This window comes from Pseudomonas sp. Ors-4-3C, from assembly GCF_055755035.1.
In genome coordinates, this window is sequence record NZ_CM146900.1 from 1,764,199 (window position 1) to 1,783,438 (window position 19,240).

The 19,240-nt window shown below is 61.1% G+C and carries 16 protein-coding genes; 5 read left to right on the top strand and 11 right to left on the bottom strand.

Annotation, left to right across the window (positions count from 1 at the left end; translation table 11 throughout):
• Positions 1–45: 45 nt before the first annotated feature.
• From ACVHNU_RS08005 to tssB, 9 genes are all read right to left on the bottom strand, one after another.
• Positions 46–681: a hypothetical protein gene (locus tag ACVHNU_RS08005; protein WP_103484645.1), complete on the bottom strand. Its 636-nt coding sequence runs from the start codon at positions 679–681 to the stop codon at positions 46–48.
• A 129-nt stretch (positions 682–810) separates the two neighbouring features.
• Positions 811–1,383, bottom strand: coding sequence for a hypothetical protein (locus ACVHNU_RS08010; protein WP_003224062.1), 573 nt, complete (start codon positions 1,381–1,383; stop codon positions 811–813).
• A gap of 58 nt (positions 1,384–1,441) precedes the next feature.
• Positions 1,442–3,982, bottom strand: a complete 2,541-nt coding sequence (tssH, locus tag ACVHNU_RS08015) for a type VI secretion system ATPase TssH (RefSeq protein ID WP_473019392.1) — start codon at positions 3,980–3,982, stop codon at positions 1,442–1,444.
• Between the two features lies 1 nt (position 3,983).
• On the bottom strand, positions 3,984–5,009 hold the full coding sequence (gene tssG / locus ACVHNU_RS08020; protein WP_473019393.1) for a type VI secretion system baseplate subunit TssG: 1,026 nt from the start codon (positions 5,007–5,009) through the stop codon (positions 3,984–3,986).
• Positions 4,973–6,766: a type VI secretion system baseplate subunit TssF gene (gene tssF / locus ACVHNU_RS08025; RefSeq protein WP_473019394.1), complete on the bottom strand. Its 1,794-nt coding sequence runs from the start codon at positions 6,764–6,766 to the stop codon at positions 4,973–4,975. The genes tssG and tssF overlap by 37 nt, the downstream gene beginning before the upstream one ends.
• Entirely contained in the window at positions 6,750–7,193 is a 444-nt protein-coding gene (gene tssE, locus ACVHNU_RS08030; protein ID WP_473019395.1) for a type VI secretion system baseplate subunit TssE, read from the bottom strand. The genes tssF and tssE overlap by 17 nt, the downstream gene beginning before the upstream one ends.
• Before the next feature lie 15 nt (positions 7,194–7,208).
• Positions 7,209–7,706 (bottom strand): Hcp family type VI secretion system effector, encoded by a 498-nt coding sequence (locus ACVHNU_RS08035; RefSeq protein ID WP_003224073.1) that lies wholly within the window; start codon positions 7,704–7,706, stop codon positions 7,209–7,211.
• Between the two features lie 164 nt (positions 7,707–7,870).
• A complete protein-coding gene (gene tssC / locus ACVHNU_RS08040; RefSeq protein ID WP_003224074.1) occupies positions 7,871–9,355 on the bottom strand; it encodes a type VI secretion system contractile sheath large subunit in 1,485 nt (494 codons plus the stop codon).
• Between the two features lie 29 nt (positions 9,356–9,384).
• Positions 9,385–9,927 (bottom strand): type VI secretion system contractile sheath small subunit, encoded by a 543-nt coding sequence (gene tssB, locus ACVHNU_RS08045; RefSeq protein ID WP_103521740.1) that lies wholly within the window; start codon positions 9,925–9,927, stop codon positions 9,385–9,387.
• 227 nt (positions 9,928–10,154) lie between these two features.
• Here tssB and ACVHNU_RS08050 point away from each other — a divergent pair, with 227 nt between their 5' ends.
• From ACVHNU_RS08050 to tssA, 5 genes are read left to right on the top strand one after another with little or no spacing between them, the layout of a single operon-like run.
• Positions 10,155–10,601, top strand: coding sequence for a type VI secretion protein (locus ACVHNU_RS08050; protein ID WP_473019396.1), 447 nt, complete (start codon positions 10,155–10,157; stop codon positions 10,599–10,601).
• A gap of 46 nt (positions 10,602–10,647) precedes the next feature.
• On the top strand, positions 10,648–11,979 hold the full coding sequence (gene tssK, locus ACVHNU_RS08055; protein ID WP_473019397.1) for a type VI secretion system baseplate subunit TssK: 1,332 nt from the start codon (positions 10,648–10,650) through the stop codon (positions 11,977–11,979).
• Positions 11,980–11,997: 18 nt separating this feature from the next.
• Positions 11,998–12,774, top strand: coding sequence for a DotU/TssL family secretion system protein (locus tag ACVHNU_RS08060; RefSeq protein WP_103521738.1), 777 nt, complete (start codon positions 11,998–12,000; stop codon positions 12,772–12,774).
• A complete protein-coding gene (locus ACVHNU_RS08065; RefSeq protein ID WP_473019398.1) occupies positions 12,771–16,592 on the top strand; it encodes a type VI secretion system protein in 3,822 nt (1,273 codons plus the stop codon). Before ACVHNU_RS08060 ends, ACVHNU_RS08065 begins: the two co-directional genes overlap by 4 nt.
• Complete coding sequence (gene tssA / locus ACVHNU_RS08070) at positions 16,589–17,671, top strand: type VI secretion system protein TssA (RefSeq protein WP_103521736.1); 1,083 nt, start codon at positions 16,589–16,591, stop codon at positions 17,669–17,671. The genes ACVHNU_RS08065 and tssA overlap by 4 nt, the downstream gene beginning before the upstream one ends.
• On the opposite strand, the gene ACVHNU_RS08075 is transcribed toward tssA, so the two are convergent.
• Positions 17,668–18,636 (bottom strand): 2-hydroxyacid dehydrogenase, encoded by a 969-nt coding sequence (locus ACVHNU_RS08075; protein WP_262142877.1) that lies wholly within the window; start codon positions 18,634–18,636, stop codon positions 17,668–17,670. The genes tssA and ACVHNU_RS08075 overlap by 4 nt on opposite strands.
• 171 nt (positions 18,637–18,807) lie before the next feature.
• Entirely contained in the window at positions 18,808–19,236 is a 429-nt protein-coding gene (locus ACVHNU_RS08080) for a hypothetical protein (RefSeq protein WP_103484406.1), read from the bottom strand.
• Positions 19,237–19,240: the final 4 nt, after the last annotated feature.

A 19,240-nucleotide genomic window follows, 5' to 3' on the forward strand; every position in this document is an offset into this window, starting at 1 on the left:
TGAGTTTAATCGCGGGCTGCCATGCTGTTTTAATAGATGGCGTTTTTATGGTCGCTCATACGGTGGTTCTTTTTTTAGTTCGATAAAAGCCAGATTGGCTCGGTCACCCGAGAGTGTTTTCAATGTTCTCTGTGGGGTGTCATTGCCATCCAGTGTTCCGAATTTTTTAAGAAAAACGATGGAGAAAAAGTACTCCGGATGGTTGGCTGCCAGCGTTGCGAATTTGGCAGTGCAACTCAAAGGCCAGCCATGTAGCGAATGACTTGGCTTTCTGTCAGTCGGCGTACATGGGCTGTGTGTGAGGTAAACGGTTACATACTTGACGTCTTCGGCGATGGCGACGGCTGTATCAAAATAATCGATAAGAAACTCTTCCGCGTGTCCTTCGGGCACAACGCCAAGTTCTGCGGGGTCTCCCTCTGCGAGTTCCGCGTTGATAGCGACTTGCCGAGCATCAATGGCTGCCTGCATTTCGTTTCGGGGCACATTGCTGATTTGAAGTTGGACGTAAGCCTTTATCAGTTGCGCGCCAGCGTCCTCCTTTGACTCAAACAGAAAACACGTTTTGCACATTTTGTGGTTGTTGTGCTGGAACGTCAGGAGCGCGTGGACTTTTTTATTTCCAGTGTTGCGTTTGTGCAGCTCTGCAATACCTTCTTGAACGGAATTAAACTGTTCCATGGTCTTCAATCCTCGAAAAGGGGGGCGAAAAAGGGCACGAATCTATTTTTTTCATAAATAAATCTGTCCCCTTTGATTTCGTTCCCTTTGATTCATTGATGTGCCCTCTGTTGGAAAATGCGGGTGAGATTATTTGTGGTAGTTGGTTATAAAGTTGAAAGGTGCAGAAAGTTGTTTTGAGCGATCGATGGGCAGTCCGTGTGGGTACGTGTCAATGTTGCACAGGTAAGCCTTGAATTGACCCTCCACATCTCGAGACCATGAGTCCCCGCGATTCAAGGTGAGATCAAGCAGTTCGCAATTTTTTTGGCTGGTGGCTATGACCACGACCCATCTGTGATCAGCAACAAAACCGCCTAATTTGTAAACGTCACGGGTGATCGATTCCTGTAAGTTTGCGCCGCCGAATAAGCCGTTCGTGCTTTCTACTTTTATTTCAATGGCGTAGGTCTCATCTTGCAGTTCGAAATAGAAATCGACCTTTTCGCTGGAGTAAGGCTCTGGGTAACTGATTTCGCGAATTTTCGTTGTGATGCCGTAACCACGTCGTAGATGGTGAGCTATCTCAACTTGCGCAGCGCTCTCCCAAGGACCTTCAGAAACCCAGCTCTTCGTAAATTGACTTGGTTCATCGGTATCTTGCAGCTTTGGGTGTACACCTGCTGCCTGCAGCACCGCATTCAAAAAATCCGCTTCTGTCATTACTCCGTCTCCTGCGCGGGTGCCATTTTTGTGTTTCGTCAATTCTCGTTGGCGGCGGTCATTCCAACACCCACTCCGCCAACTTCCCCGTCACCTGCGTCATCAACACATTCTCGACATCCCGCGCACCCGCCGCGCTGCACTTGGCGAGCACCGCTTTCACAATTCCCGAATCAAACTCGAACTGTTTGCCCGTCGCCGCCTTGTAGCGGCCACGCAGTTTTTCCAGTTTGGCCAAGACAATCCCTTCCAGCGTCGCCTCATCCAGCGGCCGATAGGCAACTACGGTCATGCGTGCCAGAAATGCAGGGCGGAAGGCTTGTAGCAGGACTTTGTGCAGCGCCTCGTTGAAGGCTTCACTGCCGATTTGCGATACCGGCGTATCGAGCAGCAGTTCGGCACCGACATTGCTGGTGGCGAGCATTACGGTGTTCTTGAAGTCCACCACCAAACCGGTGCCGTCCTCCATCAAGCCTTTGTCGAACACGTTGTAAAACGCTTCCAGCACATCCGGATGCGCCTTCTCGATTTCATCCAACAACACCACCGAATACGGTTTGCGCCGCACGGCTTCGGTGAGCACGCCGCCGCTGCCGTAACCGACGTAGCCAGGCGGTGCGCCCTTGAGCTGGCTGACGGTGTGGGCTTCCTGGTATTCCGAGAGATTGATGCTGATCAGATTGCGTTCACCGCCATACAGTGCGTCGGCCAACGCATACGCGGTTTCGGTTTTGCCCACGCCGGTGGGGCCGACCAACAGGAACACACCCACCGGTTTTTGCGGATCAGTGAGCCCGGCGCGATAGGCCTGCAAACGTTGGGCGATGATGTTGAGCGCAGTGCTCTGGCCCATGACGCGTTGGCCCATGCGGGTGCCGAGGGTGCGCACGGCATGGGCTTCGTCGGCGAGCATTTTGCCGACGGGGATGCCGGTCCATCCGGCTATGACGGCAGCGACGGTTTTCGCGTCGACCTGTTCGGGCACCAGCGGATCGTCCTGGCGGATCGCATCCAGTCCCGCCTCAAGGCGCAGCAGCTCGGCGGCCAGATGATCGATGCGGCTGTCGGTGGCTTCATCCGGTTTGTCGCTGTCGGCGCGCTCACTCAAGTCGAGCAGTTCGCGGCGGGTATCGAGCAACTCGCGCACGGCCACGCGCTCTTCGCTCCAGCGTGTTTCCAGTTCGCGGATCGCTTGCACGTTGCCGCCAGATTCGCTTTCCAGCAGGGTGATGCGTTCGCGATGATCCAGCCCCGTGGCTTGCTCACGCCGCAAACGTTCGACTTCGTCCTTGAGGCTGTTCTGCCGATGCCGCAGGCTTTCCAGCGGCGGTGGCACGTCGTGCTGGCCGAGGGCGACCCGGGCGCAGGCGGTGTCGAGGACGCTGATGGCTTTGTCCGGCAGTTGGCGGCCAGAGATGTAGCGGTGCGAGAGTTTCACCGCTTCATGGATCGCCGCGTCGAGCACCTGCACGCCGTGGTGCTGTTCGAGTTTGGCGGCGACGCCACGGAGCATTTCCACGGCGGTAATTTCGTCTGGCTCCTCAACCTGCACCAGTTGAAAGCGGCGGGCGAGGGCGGGGTCTTTTTCGAAGTATTTTTTATATTCCATCCACGTGGTGGCGGCGAGCGTGCGCAACTCGCCGCGAGCCAGTGCCGGTTTCAAAAGATTGGCCGCATCGCTGCCGCCCTCGGCACCGCCGGCACCGATCAGGGTGTGGGCTTCGTCGATGAACAGGATGATCGGTTTGTCGGCACTGCGCACCGCGTCGATCACGCCTTTGAGCCGCTGTTCGAATTCACCTTTGACCCCGGCGCCGGCCTGCAACAGACCGAGGTCGAGCACGCGCAAACTGACTTCCTGCAATGACGGCGGCACGTCGCCGGCAGCGATGCGCAGAGCCAGACCTTCGACCACGGCGGTTTTGCCCACGCCCGGTGCACCGACCAGAATCGGGTTGTTCTGGCGGCGGCGCAGCAGAATGTCGATGCACTGACGGATCTCGCCGTCTCGGCCAACGATCGGGTCGATGCGTCCGGCATGTGCATCGGCGGTCAGATCCTGGGTGTATTGATCGAGCACCGAGTCCTGCCGTGGCGCGGCGCTTCCCGTTGAAGTGGTTCGCGGACCGACATGCTCACGAGAGTTCTCCGTCCACTCTAATAGATTGGCCCGCAGCGCTTCCTTGGGAATCCGCAGCAACGATGAGGCACTGTTGAGCAACAGACTGCGGCGCTCGTCGCGATCAATCAACGCCAGCAACAACAGCCCGGATCGAATACTCTCGAGGCCCAGCACACTGGCCTGCACCACCGCGTCTTCCAGCAACCCCAAAGTGTGCGACGACAACGCCGGCGTACGCGTGCTACCCGCCTTGAACAGATCCAGCGCCTTGTTGATTTCCGCGGTCAGCGCATCCCGCTCCAGGCCGAAGCGTGGCAGCAGAAACGCAAAATCGCCGCCCTCGATGTCGAGCAGTTCCAGCAACAGATGCTCGATCTCGACAAAGTGATGCCCGCGCTGCAAACAGCGCTGGGCGGCGCGTTCAAGGGCGCGGCGGTTGTCCGGGTTGAGGCGTCCGATCAGGCTGGCGAGTTCCATGTCAGGCGATCTCCAGCTGACGAAGACGGGTTTCGATGCGCTGCACCGCGAGGCTGGCCTGACGCTGCAAACCACCGTTCCAGCTGAGCAGGGCCGGTGCCTGGCGCCCGAGCTTCAGCGGCCCGGCACCGCGCACCAGCAGCACCAGGGTCACGTCCAGATCCGGGCCGAAGTACAACGCCGCAAGGCTGGCCAATGCCGGGTGCGCTTCGCCGTCCGGCAGAAATCGGCTCGCCTGCGTTGAGGGCAGTGGCCCGAGGGTCAGGCGAATACCGGCGTGTTCATCCCAGACTCGAGTGCCTGCTACCGCCGTACGCCCCAGTTGCAGATTGCGCCCACCTGGCTTGATGACGCTGCGGCTGGCAGGCGGAATTTCCCGCCAGCCGCCTTCATAGGCACTGAGTTCCACCGGCATGGCGAACTGCTCGCGGACAATCGCTGCGAACCCGGCCAGCGAGCGCCGGCCATCGGCGAACAGCGCGGTGCAGGCGAGAACTGCACAATCGGGAACCGCCTGACGCTCCTGCAAGGCCTTGGGCAACAGGCCGGTAAGGGCGCGCAATTGTGCCTGTACCGGCGAGGCGCCCGGTGTGACAAAGCCAAGCGCGATGCGGTGCTTGCGCATCACCTTGTAGAGCAGGCTGAGCAGCCGATGCTGGAACAGATCGAGGAACTCGGCCGGGGCGTGATCCTTGGCCCGCGCCCGTTGTTGCAGCCACTCCTGATAGGCATAGGGCAACGGGCCGTCGGGGCCGCCGAGGCCGAACATCGGGGTGTCGAGGATTAACGGCTGGCCCGGTTCTTCGCGCAGGTTTTCGATCTGGCTGGTGGGAAACAGCGGTGTCAGCGGTCCGCGTAATTTCAGCGCTTCGGCCTGGGGCGAGGTGCCGCTGCCCAAGGATTCGGCTTGCGGTTGTTCGCGCTCGAGCAGTAACAATGCCTGCAATAATTCGAACGCCTGCGGATCGCGGCGCAGTCGTTGGCTCAGGGTCAGAGCGACAGGGGCATGCCGGCTTGGGGTTGCCATGCCTTGATCTCCTTGTCGGACTGCATCAACACCGTGCGCACAAAGCGATTGGCCGTGGCGTACACCGAAAAAAACTGCGCCAGCACGGCAGAAAACAACACCGCGCTGCTACCGACGAAGTGCTGCGGATCGAGCTGCAACTGCACCTCCAGTCCATTGCGCCAGCCGCGCCAGGCGTCGACGCCGACATGGCCGATCACCCGTTCGCAACGCAGGCTCAGCAGGCCCTCGATCTGGCGCAGCGCACTGGCTTCGTCGCGCAGGTTGTGCAGGTGCAGAATTTCTTTCAAGGCGTCGAGTGCCTGCGGGCCTTCGACCAGCGACAAGTGATTGAGGGTCAGTTGCGACACCAGTCGCCAGCGTGAATCACCGTCCAGACGCGGCAGGCTTTGCGGGCTCGGCGGGTTGCGCAGGCGTGCCCAGGCGATTGGCCCGGGACGTTCGAAACCCAGCGGTGTGCCGGCGGGCAGGCTCTGCGCCAGATGCCGGTTGGTACACAGCAGTTCGGCGGTGAGGCTGTAATCCGGCAGTTCGCTCAATGGGTCGAAACGGGTGTCGACCACACTCACCAACAGGTCGCTGCCGAGCCGGTTCGGGGTCATGCTGCTGACCCGTCGCGCATGCCAGTAGCGTTGCTGATCGCCACCGCTATGCTGGCTGCCGTAATACGCTGGCAGCCGTTGCACGCCGTTGCCGGAGCTGGCGCGCAGGCTGCGAATGCTGTGGATCTCGACGCTGTTCTCGCGGTGACTGTCAGCAATCAAACGGTACTCGCTGCGGGTGCCGTCCGGGCGCAGTGGCTCGGAGGTCCGCGGGAACAGGTTGATCGCCGGAGCGCAGCCCAGGGCAATATCACTGGCCTGCAAATGCAGGCGGCTGGCCGGAGCGCGGTCGAAAACGATGTACAGGTACAGCGTCTGGCTGTCGCTGCTGACGCCGCTCAACGGCAGATCGAAAAATTGAAATTTGTCAGGGAAAGCAAAGTACTCCGCCAGCAGGCGCATGCCCGGGTGCACGCCGTCCTCGTCCGGCAGCAGGACCTCGTCATCGCTGAAACCGACGATCGTCGGCAAACCGTTCATCGGGGTCGGAATACTTCCTGGCGAACCGGCCAGCACCTGTACCGCGTGAGCGCCGAGCAGGTCATACAGACAGGCATTGATCACCGGCGAAGCGGTGAGATGAATGCGCAGTTGGCCGATGCCCAGTTCCGTCCATTGACTCTCGCCCAGGCAACGCAAGCTCAGGCGCAGTGCCGAACGCGCCTGCACGACACCGGTCAGCGCCTGGGTTTCATCGCCGCCGAGCAATAACGCTTCGCTGACCTCTATCGGCCACAAATGCACGGCGGCCGAGGTGCGAAAGTGGATGCTCTCACCCTTGCTGGTGGTGACGAACAATGGGGTGTCACGGGGCAGGGGATAGCCCTCGTCGAGGTTGCCCTTGCTCGGGTCCGGCTCGAACTGGACGATGGCGCAGGAGGGCAACGGCCGCACAGCCAATGGATAAAGCTGTTCAAGCAAGGCATCACTGAACTCTGCATAGTCGTCGTCGAGTCTGCGTTGCAGACGTGCGGCGAGCAGGGCAAAGCCTTCGAGCAAGCGTTCGACATGCGGGTCGGGACACTCGCCCGGTGACAGCTCAAGGCGCCGCGCGACTTTCGGATAACGCTCGGCAAACTGGCTGCCGGCATGGCGCAGCCAAGTCAGCTCGCGCTGGTAGTAGTCGAGCAGTTGCGGGTCAATCGAGTCGCTCATGGCGCACCTCCAACCCTTGGCTGCCAGGTTCGATGACAAACGCCACCGGCCAATATTGCAGACCGCTGCGCAGCTCGCCGAGCAGACGAATGCTTAAACGTTGCGGCTGGTCGGGCAGGGGATTGACCTGGACATCGCCCAGTTTCAGGCGCGGCTCGAAATGGTTGATGGCTTCGCGGACCTCTCGCGCCAGTCGACGACGGTCATCACTGCGCTGTTGTTGCAGGGCGCTCCAATCCGCAATGCCGTAGTCGATAACGCTCGGTGGCTGGGTGAGGGCGCGCGGGCCACGACGGGTGTTGAACAGGCGCGCCAACTCGGCATGCACCGAGTCGAGCAAACCCTGGCGATCGAACGCCTGCACGCTGTCGGCCTCGCCGGATGCGAGGCGTTCGAACAGCGGCGGGAGCATGCCGGTGCCTGCCATGACCAAGGCGCCGGGTTAGCTGACGAGCTTGTTGGCGGCCATGTCCCACGTCGACGCGGCAGTGCCTTCCTTGGTGCCATCGTCTTTCTGTGCGGTGAGTTCCCATTTGATTTTGGTGAAGTTCAGCGACAGGGTTTCTACCGGTTTGCCCCCGGTACCGCCGCTGACACTGACGTTGGAAATCACCACGTTGGTCAGGGTGTAGATGATGAACGGCAACAGTTGCCCGCTGCCTTCGGCGGCGTTGCGGCCGATGGTGATCTTGGCTTCCGGAATCGGTTTGCCGGCACAGCAGTATTCGTTGAGGGACGGCGTCGAGGTATCGACGAATTTGGTCAGGGTGAACTCACCGACGTGGGGTTTGCCCGAGGTTCGCTCGGAGTTGCTGACGTCGTTGGTCACTTGCATGGCCACGTTGTGGCTGTAGGACATGACTTCGATTTTGTCCGTGTAACCTTCGAGCAGGCTGTCACCTTTGATGTCGCCGCCAAGGTCGAGAATGATTGCATCCATCGCTTGAAACTCCTGAAGAAATTCACAAATAGACTGAGCTCAGAACCTGTGGCGAGGGAGCTTGCTCCCGCTGGCTTGCGTAGCAGGCCTCGCTTCTCAAAAAGAGCGGGCCGCTTCGCAGCCCAGCGGGAACAAGCTCCCTCGCCACAGAGGTTTCATCAACTTCAAGCCGCTACCGGTGGCGGCAGGGTCGCCACCAGACGGATCGATGCAGTCAACTCCTCCAGCTGGAAGTGCGGCCGCAGGAACACCGTCGCCCGGTAGGCGCCCGGCTTGCCGGCCACTTCGGTAACGTCCACCCGCGCTTCACGCAGCGGGTACTGCGCCTTGATTTCCTGCGGCGCGTTGTCGTTGATCAGCACGTAGTCGGCGATCCAGTTGTTGAGGTAGGTCTGCACGTTGTCGCGGGTCATGAAGCTGCCGACCTTGTCGCGCATGATGACCTTCAGGTAGTGAGCGAAACGCGAGGCCGCCAGCACGTACGGCAACATCGCCGAGATCCGTGCGTTGGCGTTGGCCTCGTTGGTGTTGTAGACCTTGGATTTGTTGGTGGTCTGACCGCCGAAGAACACGGCGACGTCGCTGTTCTTCTTGTGGCACAGCGCGATGAAACCGAGGTCGTTGAGCTCTTTTTCGCGGCGGTCGGTGATTGCCACTTCGGTCGGGCACTTCAGTGACAGGTCGCCGGAACTGGTGCGGAAAGTGTGCGCCGGCAGGCCCTCGACCGCGCCGCCGCCTTCAGCACCACGGATCGCCGCGCACCAGCCGTACTTGGCAAAGGCTTCGGTGATGCGTTGCGACAGCGCCCACGCCGCGTTACCCCACAGGTATTTGCTGTGGTCGGTGCCGTTGACGTCTTCAACGTAGGTGATGCCTTCCACGGGGGAGGTGTCCGGGCCGTAAGGCAGGCGCAGCAGGAAGTGCGGCAGCACCAGCGACACGTAGCGCGAGTCTTCACTTTCGCGGAACGAGCGCCACTTGATCAGCTCCTGGCTCTCGAAGACTTTCGACAGGTCACGTGGCACCGCCAGTTCGGTGAAGCTGTTCATGTCGAACAGGCGAGGGCTGGCGGCGGCAATGAACGGTGCGTGCGCGGCAGCGGCGACGTTCGACAGTTTTTCCAGCAGACCGATGTCCTGCGGATGGCGGCCGAAGGTGTAGTCGCCCACCAGCAGGCTGAACGGATGGCCACCGAAGGTGCCGTATTCCTCTTCGTAGATCTTTTTGAACAGCGCGCTCTGGTCGAATTCGACGGCTTTTTCCAGGTCGTTCTGCAGTTCTTTCTGTGTGACGTTGAGCAGGCGCAATTTCAGCCGGGTGCTGGTTTCAGTGTTCTGCACCAGCATGTGCAGGCCGCGCCACGAGGCTTCGAGTTTCTGAAAGTCGGTGTGGTGCAGCACCTCGTTGAGCTGGGCACTGATCAGTTGGTCGATCTGGCTGATGCGGTCATTGATCATCGCCACAGTGTCCTTGTCGATGGCCATGCCTTCGTCAAGCACCTGGGTGGCGAACTCCGCGAGCATGTCGCGGGCGTAGTCCTGCTGACTGTCATCGTGAGCCATGCGGCCCTCGGCGATGATCCGGTCGAGCAGGGATAAGGTTTCGGCTGCAGCATTCTCGCTGGCTTGATTCTGGGCGGCGGCGGGCATGACGGATGCTCCCTCGGTTAAATGGATGATCAGGCTTGCGGTTCGGCCGGGGCCTCGGCGTCAGCGGCCGGGGTAGCGGTGTCTGGGCGGGCCGATTTGATCTCTTGCAAGCCTTCGGTGTTGGCGATGACGTCGCGCAACAGCTTGTCCAGATCATCATTGCCATCGAGTTTGGTCAGCAGGTCGCGCAGACGCTGGCGAGCCTCGAACAGGCGGCGCAGGGGAGTGATTTGTTCCACTACCTTGACCGGATCGAAGTCGTCGATGTGTTTGAAGTTCAGCTCGATATTGAGCTTGCTGTCGTCGCCGGTGATGGTGTTGTTGACCTGCAGGGTGGCGCGGGGACCGATCGAGGCGAGCACTTCGTTGAAGTTGTCGCGGTCGATTTCGGTAAAACGCCGTTCAGTCAGTTTTGCCAATGGTTTAAGTGGCTTGCCGGAGAGGTCAGCCAGAATTCCGACCACCAGAGGCAATTCCTTTTTCTCGATGGCGTTGCCGATTTCGACGTCGTAGGTGATTTGCACTCGGGGCGGGCGGACCCGGTCGAGCTTGTGCTGAGTACTTTCTGCCATGGTGGCTGACTCCGATGCGAAGGCGGGCGCAATGCATCGGGGAGGCCCGTTCATCGCTTTCCCTTACTGGACCGTAGGTTAGAAAGGGTGGCAGATGACCTGTCGTTCCTTTGACAAACCTTCCTCATTCGGCTCTGGGAACCGAACTACCCAAGACGCTAGAACAGGTCTATAAAAATGCAAGCGAAAATCTTTTTTGGACTGTCTCGGGAAAAGGAAAATTCATTTTGTGCAGACGATTTTTGAGTGTTGTTTTGTTTGCGCTGCTCGCCGGTTGTTCTTTTTTCGGGCCGAAAGTCGATCTGGACAGCCTGACCCTCGACGTCGCGCCCAAGGCCAATGACGACACGCCCATTGCCGTGGATTTCGTTGCAGTCAACGATCCGGATCTGCTCAAGCAGCTGTCGAGCATCAGTGCCAGCCAGTGGTTTGCCGGGCGCGACCAGTACCAACGCGACTATCGTCAGCTGATGAGCGTATGGGGGCTGGAGCTGGTGCCGGGGCAATTCATCGACCGCCAGACCTTCCCGCTGGGGGGCAAGAAGGCGGCTGGACTTTTGGTCTTCGCCAGCTATAACACACCCGGAGCGCACCGCTTGCGGCTCGACGATCAGCGCGAAGCCTGGCTCAAGTTCGACAGCCGCGAGATGAGCCTGGTCAGCAAGGAAAACTGAAACACACCGCTCGCCGCCGGGTTGCGGCATGGTCGAAGGGAGTCGTATGAGTCTGCTACCTGACGCGGTCTGCTGGCATGAAGGCATGCAATTGCTGCCGCAGCATTTTCAGTTGCAGGGCCTGCGTGCCGAAGCCCTCGGTGCGCATATGGCGCAAGCGTGCAACCCGTGGTTCTGGGGCGTCAGTCGCATGGAGTTCGATCCCTCGGCGTTGAGCGCCGGGGTGGTTCGCGTGCTGGCGTTGCAAGGCACCATGCCTGACGGTCTGCCGGTGGATCTGCAAGCCGGTATCGGCCCGATTCTGGAACTCGATGTTGGCCCGGCCATCAACGCCACCGACGATGCCACCGTTACCGTTTACCTGGCGATCAGTCCGTTGTGGCGCGCCGGGCAACTGCTGCCGCTGAAGGGACGCCTGCAATCGGTGGTCGGTGAAGCGCTGCCGGATCTGACCAGTGGCGAGTTCCCGGAATCGATCACCGTGTGGCGACCCAACCCACGCTTGTGCACGCAATTGAACAAGGCCGATTCGATCTGCCTGCCGCTGCTGAAAATCCGCAAGGAAGGCGGAGGTTTTCTGCCGCTGGCCTATACCCCGCCGACTCCGATCCTGTTGCCCGATTCGCCGCTGGGCCGGCGCGTCGCCGGATTGTGTGCACGGGCGCGGGAAAAGTGCATGTTCCTCGGCGGTCGATTGCGTCAGGCGCAACAGGCCGGCAATCAGGACGATGCGCTGGAGATTCGCCGGCAATTGACCGCGTTGTGGGCACGGCTGCCGGAAGTCGAAGGCACACTCAACACTCGCATCGCCCATCCGCAGAGTTTGTATGTGCAGCTACTCGGACTGGCCGGCGCCTGGTCGGCACTCGATCCGCTGGCCGGGGTGCCGGCGTTCGCGCCGCTGGATTTTCTGGAGTTGCAGCGCGGTTACGACGCGGTGCTGCAATGGCTGGAAATCACCCTCGAACTGATCCGCGCCGGCTATCGCAGCCTGCCGTTCGAGCGCGGCGAACAGAGCTTTTCAATTCAGTTGCCCGATGAGCAACCGAGCCAGCGGCTGGTCATTGGCCTGCGCATGCCCAACGGGGCCAGCGAGCAGGCGGCCAGTGAATGGCTGCGCAGTGCAATCATCGCCTCGGCGCCGCACGTTGCCTTGCTCAGCCGCCAGCGCATGAGCGGATTGAGCCACCAGGCCATGAGCCGCAGTGAACAAGTGGCCTACAGCGTCGGCGATGACACGCGGCTGTTTGTGGTCACAGCCGAAGGCGCGTGGTTTGACGCACAACTGCCACTGATGATCGCCGCGCCAGCAGCGAAGTTGACCAGCAGTCCGTGGCAGGTGGTGCTGTTTGTTGCGCAGACGAGTGAAAGTGCCTGATCACACAAGGAACGCAGCATGTCGGAAGGGACTGCCGGGGCCGGAACGAGAAATCTGAGTTTGCAGGACGCGCCGCTCAGCAGCGCATTTCGGCAGACGTGGCAGCAATGGTCGCTGGACTGGAGCCAGTTGCCCAAGGACCGCGAGGACGAGGCGGCTCTGGTCGAAACCGTGGTCGAACTCTCGACTCAGGCCTCGCAACGATTGTGGCGCACGGCGTACTCACGGGTGGGGGATTCGGCCACTGAGCAGGTCAAGGCACTGGTCTATGCCTTTGTCGCGCTGGTTGATGAAACCCTGTTGTTCAGCCCGTGGCCGGGGCAATCGGCCTGGCAGAGCAAACCTCTGGAGTCGCGCCTGTATTCGACGCGCCAGGCCGGCGAGCAACTGCCGGCGGCGATTCAAACAGTGCTCGATGAACAACAACCGACCGCTCGCGATCTGGCCAACGTCTACCTGCAGTGCCTGATCCTCGGTTTTCATGGGCGACTGCGCGGCGAACACAGCCAGGCGCAGTTGGAGAAGTGGCGGTTGGCGTTGTTCAACTTCGCCTGGCAAGACGAGGCCGACTATGCCGATGTCAGTCAGCGCCTGGTACAACCCTCCCAGGTACCGCCGTTGCAGCTACCGGTACGCACGGCGTTGCCGGACGGCTTTCGCCTGGCGCTGGGGATTGTGGCGATGGTTCTGTTGCTGACCGGGATCGGCCAGTTTCTGTGGCGTGACATTCGTTCGGAACTGGAGCCGGTGCTGCAGATGAGCGATTCAGTGGCGGCCCCGGAGCAAGACTCATGAGCACTTTGACGATTGTCGCGTGGGTGGTCGCGCTGTTGTTGCTGCTGGTGATCATCGCGGTCGCGGTGTGGTGGCTGCGCACCCAGAGCGGCGCGGCGATCCGCAGTTTCTACGCTTCGGTGCGGCACATGGAGCAAGAGCAGGGCACCCATGATCGTTATCAAATGCCGTGGTTGTTGATGCTCGGGGACGAAATCCAGGGCACGCAACTGGTCAACGAATGGCACCTGCAACCCACCGACAAACCGGCGTGGTTCGGCCGCTGGTGGTCGGACCCCGAGGGCGCGGTGCTGGTGGTGCCGCAAGCATTGTTCTTGCCCGAGGACGGCATGCACCTGCAACGCGGCGGCTGGTGGCGTCTGCTCGGGCTGATTTTACGCCTGCGCAGCAAACGTCCGCTGGACGGGGTGATCTGGACGGTGCCGGTCAGTCGTCTGGACAACCTGGAGCAGGCCACCCAACTCGGTCTGGCGGCGCGTCGGCGCTTCATCGATCTGCTGCAACGGTTCGGTTTGAGTGTGCCGGTGTATGTGATCGTCACGGGTCTTGAAGAACTGCCCGGGTTTCAGGAACTGATCAGTGCACTGCCGGATGAGGCCCGTGATCGCACCCTGGGCTGGTCATCGCCCTACGCGCGCGATGCGGTCTGGCAGGGGCAATGGAGCGACCAGGCGCTGGACAGCTTGCACCGGGCTCTGGCCGAGGCGGTGATCGAAATCGGTACTTTGTCCGGGCACCTGAGCGCAGACCTGTACGCGTTGCCGGAACGTCTGGAAAGCCTGCGCCGTGGCCTGCAGAACGTATTGGAGCCGGTATTTCAGGGCAACGCGCAGGGTGAGGCGCCGTGTTTTCGCGGCGTGTATTTCAGCGCGAATCAGCCGGCCGATGATGCGCTCGACGGATTTTCCGCCGATGACAGCGGCTTGCAGCGCAGTGCGTTCGTGCGCCAGTTGTGGCGCCAGCGCCTGGTCGGCGAACGAGGGCTGGCCCAGGGTGTGCCGCGCCTGTTGCGCTTGCGTCAGCGCTGGCAACGGATCACTGCCGGCGTCGCGCTGGTGGTCGGAGTGCTGTGGGCAGTGGCGATGATCTGGGTCTGGCACGACTCGGTTCGCGATGCCCACGAACTGGCGCGGCTGATGCAGGGTGCGCAGAAGAGCTATGTCGCCGTCACCGACGAAGCGCATCGCATCGAGCCGACCCGGCGCAATGTGCAGAGCTTCTGGCGCGTGCTGGAAAAAGCGCCGCACTGGCACTACGTGTCGTTGGTGTTTCCGACCTCGTGGTTCTCCTCTTTCGATACCCGGATCGAACAGGAACTGTTCCGCTCGACCCAGCGCCATATGCTGGTGCCGCTGCACGATCTGCTGGTGGCGGAGCTGGCGAAAATCAAGGCGATTCGCAGCACTGATCGGCGCTCCAGCGTCGAAAGCGAAGACCCGGCGCAATGGCAGAACTACCAGAAGGCCACGGATCTGGTGGATCGCGCATTGCGTCTGGAGCAACAGAATCAGTTGTTCGGTGAAGTGCAGAACAACCAGCGAGTGCCACTCGATGACCTGGTGCAACTGAGCAACAGCGCGCTGTCACTGAATCTCAACGCCGCCACCTTGCCCCATGCCGCTTATTACAACCGACTGCTGGCGGCAGGGGATGGCGGTGATCTGCAGGCGCTGGACCTGAGCGTCGAGCGGCCGCTGATTGTCAGCAACTTCACCGGGCTGATGGAACGCTGGCTCGATCAGTATTTCCTCGCCGACAACTTTGTCAGCAAGGCCGGTTACCTCAAGCTGCATCTGGAGCAACTGGAGGCGGGTAGCGGCAACAGCCTGAGCGAGCTGGAAGATCTGCGGGCACTGATTGATGATCTGCAAGCGGCGATCGCCCTGACCAACTCGACCTGGAGTCGCGGCAAGGGCCAGGAACTGGTACCGGGCTACCGCGACTTTCTCGACAAGGTACGCAAGAGCACATTGCTCGGGCCTGCCGTTGAACAACAACTCGACGCCCAGGCGAGCAAGTTGCAGCAGAGTTTTCGCGATCAGTGGATCGCCCAGGTCGGTTCTCGCGGCAATCTGCTGGTGCAGCAGGGCAGCGGGCAACTGGCGTTGCAGGATCAGGTGGTGAAACTCAACAACGCCGTGCAGGCGCTGTTCAGGCGCGACTTCGTTTCGATCGCGATGCGCGCCACGCAGGACAACGTCAATATGCAGGGTCAGACCGTCGACGGCGATGACCTTAATACCTCGTTGAGCTACTTCGCCAGCTACAAAAGTTATGTCGCCGAAGAGCTGCCGCGCATCCCGCCGGTGTATCGCGATGCCTTGCTGCAAGCGGCCGAAACTGCCGCCGCCCAGGCGATGTGGCTGAGCCTCAAGGATCACAACGACCAGACCCATCCGTACGCGGTATTCAACGTTCAGGCCGAACAGGCGATGGCCCTGCAAAAAGCCTTTGTCGAGGTGCACCGCAGCGACCTCGCCGCGCGTCTGCAAGGCGCATTGAACCGGCGGGCGCTGGCGCAGATCGTCAGCGGTCTTGAAGAAATCACCGCGCAACCGTTGTTCGGTGGTCGTACCGAAATCAGTCAGTGGAACGGTTCGAAAAACCTCGGCCTGCAGCTGTACGGTGCCAGTGATGTGCAGGATCTGAAACTGAGTCTCAAACAGCAGTTCAACACCATGCTCGGCATCACCGAACGTCGCGCGCCGGCCCTGCAGTGGCTGATGACCCAGCAGGGCAACCTGTCGGCGCTGGATTACGAGCGAGTGACCCAGTTCAGCGCGCTCAACGATGAATTGCTCAAGTACAAGGATGCCAACCCGGCGAGTTCCCCGGCGCAGATCGAGCAACTGGTCAGTCGTGATTTCATCGAGATGGACACCGGTTCCTGCCTGCAGGTTCTGCAAACGGCCAACCTGGCGGGTGGGCGTGGCACGCTGGCGATGCGTGCGGTGGAGTTGCAGCAGTCGGCGATGCAGCGTTGCCAGTTCCTGCAACAGCAAGAAGCGGCCACGGCCTGGAATGAACTGGCCAACTATTTCAATCAATACCTGGCCGACCGCTTCCCGTTTGCCAACGGGGTGCAGGCGCAGGACGCCGACCCGTCACGGGTCCAGCATTTTCTGGAAATCATCGACAAGCGCCTGCCGGTGGCGCAGGCCGGACTGGTCTTGAGCCAGACCCCGGAGCGCCTGGCCGCCGAAGACTTTCTCAACCGCCTGAAGCAGGCCAGCGTGTGGCTGACTCCGCTGTTCGTGCGCGACAAGAGCGGCATCCTCGGGGTGGAACTCGACGTGCGCTGGCGCACCGACCGCGAGGAAGAAAGGGGCGCCGATCAGGTGATTGCCTGGGGCTTGCTGGCGGGTAATCAGCAGATCAACTACCCCGGCGCCGAACAGCCGAACCTGCGCTGGATGGTCGGCCAACCGATCCGCCTGACCCTGCGCTGGGCACGCAACGGCAAGGAGCGTCCGGTCAACGATCCGCTGCAACCGAACCTGGTGGTGCGCGACATGGAGGCCGGTTGGGAGTACGGCGGGCCGTGGTCGCTGCTGCGCTTGATGCGTGCGCACTTCTCGGTGCAGCGTCAGCCGAATATGGATTACACCGATTTTCCGCTGGCGTTGCGCCTGCCGGTTACGGCGGCGACCGACAGCGTCACCAGCGAATTCACGCGGATGTTCGTGCGCCTGTCGCTGATGAGCCAGGGCTCGAAATTGCCGCTGTCGATCTCGCCATTGCCTACCCGCGCACCGCGTTCACCCTTTCAGATGACCAACACGACCGCTGCCCTCGAAGCCTCCAAGGAGAATCTGTGAGCCTGCCTTTGACAACCTTGCCAGAGCTGATCGACCAGTTGCTCGCGCCGATCAGTGCCGAGGCGCCGTGTGGTGTCGATCTGCGTTATGAACGCGAGTTCGACCAGTTGCGCGATCTGCGCCGCGAAGACGATGCGAGCCTGCCGACCGGGGTCTGGCAATCGACGCTCAAGCGCGCGAACTGGCCGGAAGTCGAGAAGCTGACCACCTGCTTGCTGCTGGAGCGCAGCAAGGATTTGATGCTCAGCGCCTGGCTCGGTGAAGCGTGGCTGCACCTGCAAGCGCTGGACGGGTTGCCCGGTAGTCTGGCGCTGATCGCCGGATTGTGTGAACGTTTTCCCGAGCACCTGCACCCGCAGGCCGAGGACGGCGATCAGTCGTGGCGGGTGATTCCGCTGGAATGGCTGGTGCGCCGGTACTGTGAAATTTTGCTGACCCGGGTGCCGTTGTTCGGCGCGAACAACAGTGATTTCGAGGTTTACACCCTTGAAGTCTGGCGTCGCCTGAAAGTGCAGCAGGTTCAGGTCAATGACAGTAAAGGCGCAAAGACTTCGGCGGAAAATGCGCGCAACGAGCAGAAACGGCTCAGCGAGCAGATCCGCGCGACACCGCTGGCATTCTGGCTGCGCACGCAGGGCAGTCTGCTGTTGAGTCTGCAACACCTGCAACGTCTCGATGCGTGGAGTGATGCTTATCTGGGCGGTCAAGGGCCGGGCTTCGGGCCATTGCAGCAAACCATTGAGGCGCTACTGACGCTGGTTCAGGAGTTCATCGCCATGCACCCACAACAACCGACGCCCGCGCCCGCACCACTCGAGACGCCTGTCGCCGTGGCGCAGGTTGTCGACGAGGCGCCGGTGGCACAGGTGTTACGCGAGCCGGCCAGTCGTGAAGAGGCTTACCGCCAATTGCTGCTGATCGCCGAATACCTGGCGCGCACCGAGCCTCACAGCCCGGTGCCGTACCTGATTCGACGCGGAGTCGAGTGGGGTAATAAACCATTGAGCGAATTGCTCGGCGAGCTGATCAGCGCCGACGCTGAATCGCGGCGTTTGTGGACGTTGCTCGGCGTGCTTTAGCGCACGCGTTGATGGCCTGTTTTCGGCGGTAACTGAATCGGCGTCAGCACGGGTTGCCCCGAGAAGAATGCCGTAAGGTTTTTCCCCACCAGTTCCACCGTGCCTTGCGTGGCCTCCGGCGACAGACCGGCGACATGCGGGGTCAGTATCACGTTGCCGAGCGTTTTCAATGCGTCCGGTACTTGTGGTTCGTGGTCGAATACATCCAGCGCGGCGCCGGCGATTCGCCGTTGTTCCAGTGCCGTGATCAGCTCGGCGGTGGCGATCACACTGGCGCGAGCAATATTGACAATGAATCCCCCAGGTCCGAGCGCGTCGAGCACCGGACGCGTCACCAGATGCTGAGTGCCAATCCCGCCCGGCGTGGCGACGATCAGAAAGTCCGAGGCCCGCGCCAGTTCGGTCGGCGTCGAGCAGAAGGTGTAGGGCACATCGCTGCGCACCTGGCGGTTGTGGTAGCTGATCTGCATGTCAAAACCGAGGTGCGCGCGCTTGGCGATCGCCATGCCCACCGCGCCGAGCCCGAGAATCCCCAGGCGTTTGCCGGCCAGCGACGGGCGCATGATCTTCGGCCATTCACCGCGACGCACGGCGGCGTCGCAGCGCGGAATGTCGCGCACCAGCGCCAGCAGCATCGCCATCGCGTGATCGGCCACCGACGACGCGTTGACCCCGGCACCGTTAGTCACGGTGATGCCGCGATCACTGGCAGCCTGCAGGTCGACATGCTCGTATCCGGCGCCGATCACGGTAATGATTTTCAGCGCGGGCAGGGCCGCGATTTCGTCGGCGGTCAGGCCCAGCGGGCCACGGGTCAATACCGCATCGATGCGGCTACCGTGGCTGGCGATGGCTTGCGCACGTTCGGCAGGCGTGGGGGCGAGGATCAGGTGAAAGCCCTGATGCTCGAGAATCGGCAAATAGTCATTGATGGTTTCAACCAGTACCAGAACGGTTGCGGGCATTGCGCGGCTCCTGTGATCGTCGGCGGGGCAGGTTGCGAAATTCGGTTCAGAGTGCTGAATGCGGAGCGGCTTGGCAATCATGCTGATTCGCGTTGTGGTGTTCTGATTCTGGACGGCTTCGCGCAAGAAGCAAGGGCGGCAGCACACCGGCTATCCAGTGTGCTGACGGGATCATTGCGCTGTTTGGGCTTTGGTTTGTTCGGCCAGGGCAATCGGTTTGAAATCGTAGGTGGGATAGAACTCGGTTCGGTAACTGCCCCACGCGGTGTTTTCCAGTGCGAGGTTGACTTCGGCCAGGCGCGATGCCGGGAAGCGCACGGTGACCACTTGGCCGATGCCCATCATGATGTTCCAGCTCACCACTTCCACCCCGGCCGGGGGAAAGGTTTTATAGAACCCCTGTTGCGCGAGCTGGGCCTTGAGTTCGCTCAGCGGTCGCGACTGATCGTGTTTCAGGAACACGGTCAACATCATCGCGTTGTCTGCTGTAGCGACAGCATCCTTGACCGGCGGGGTGGCAGCTTGCGCACTGACGCCTGCGCAATAGGCCGAGGAGATCAATAGCGTCGACATCAGCAATGCTTTCATTGTTTTTTGCATGGTG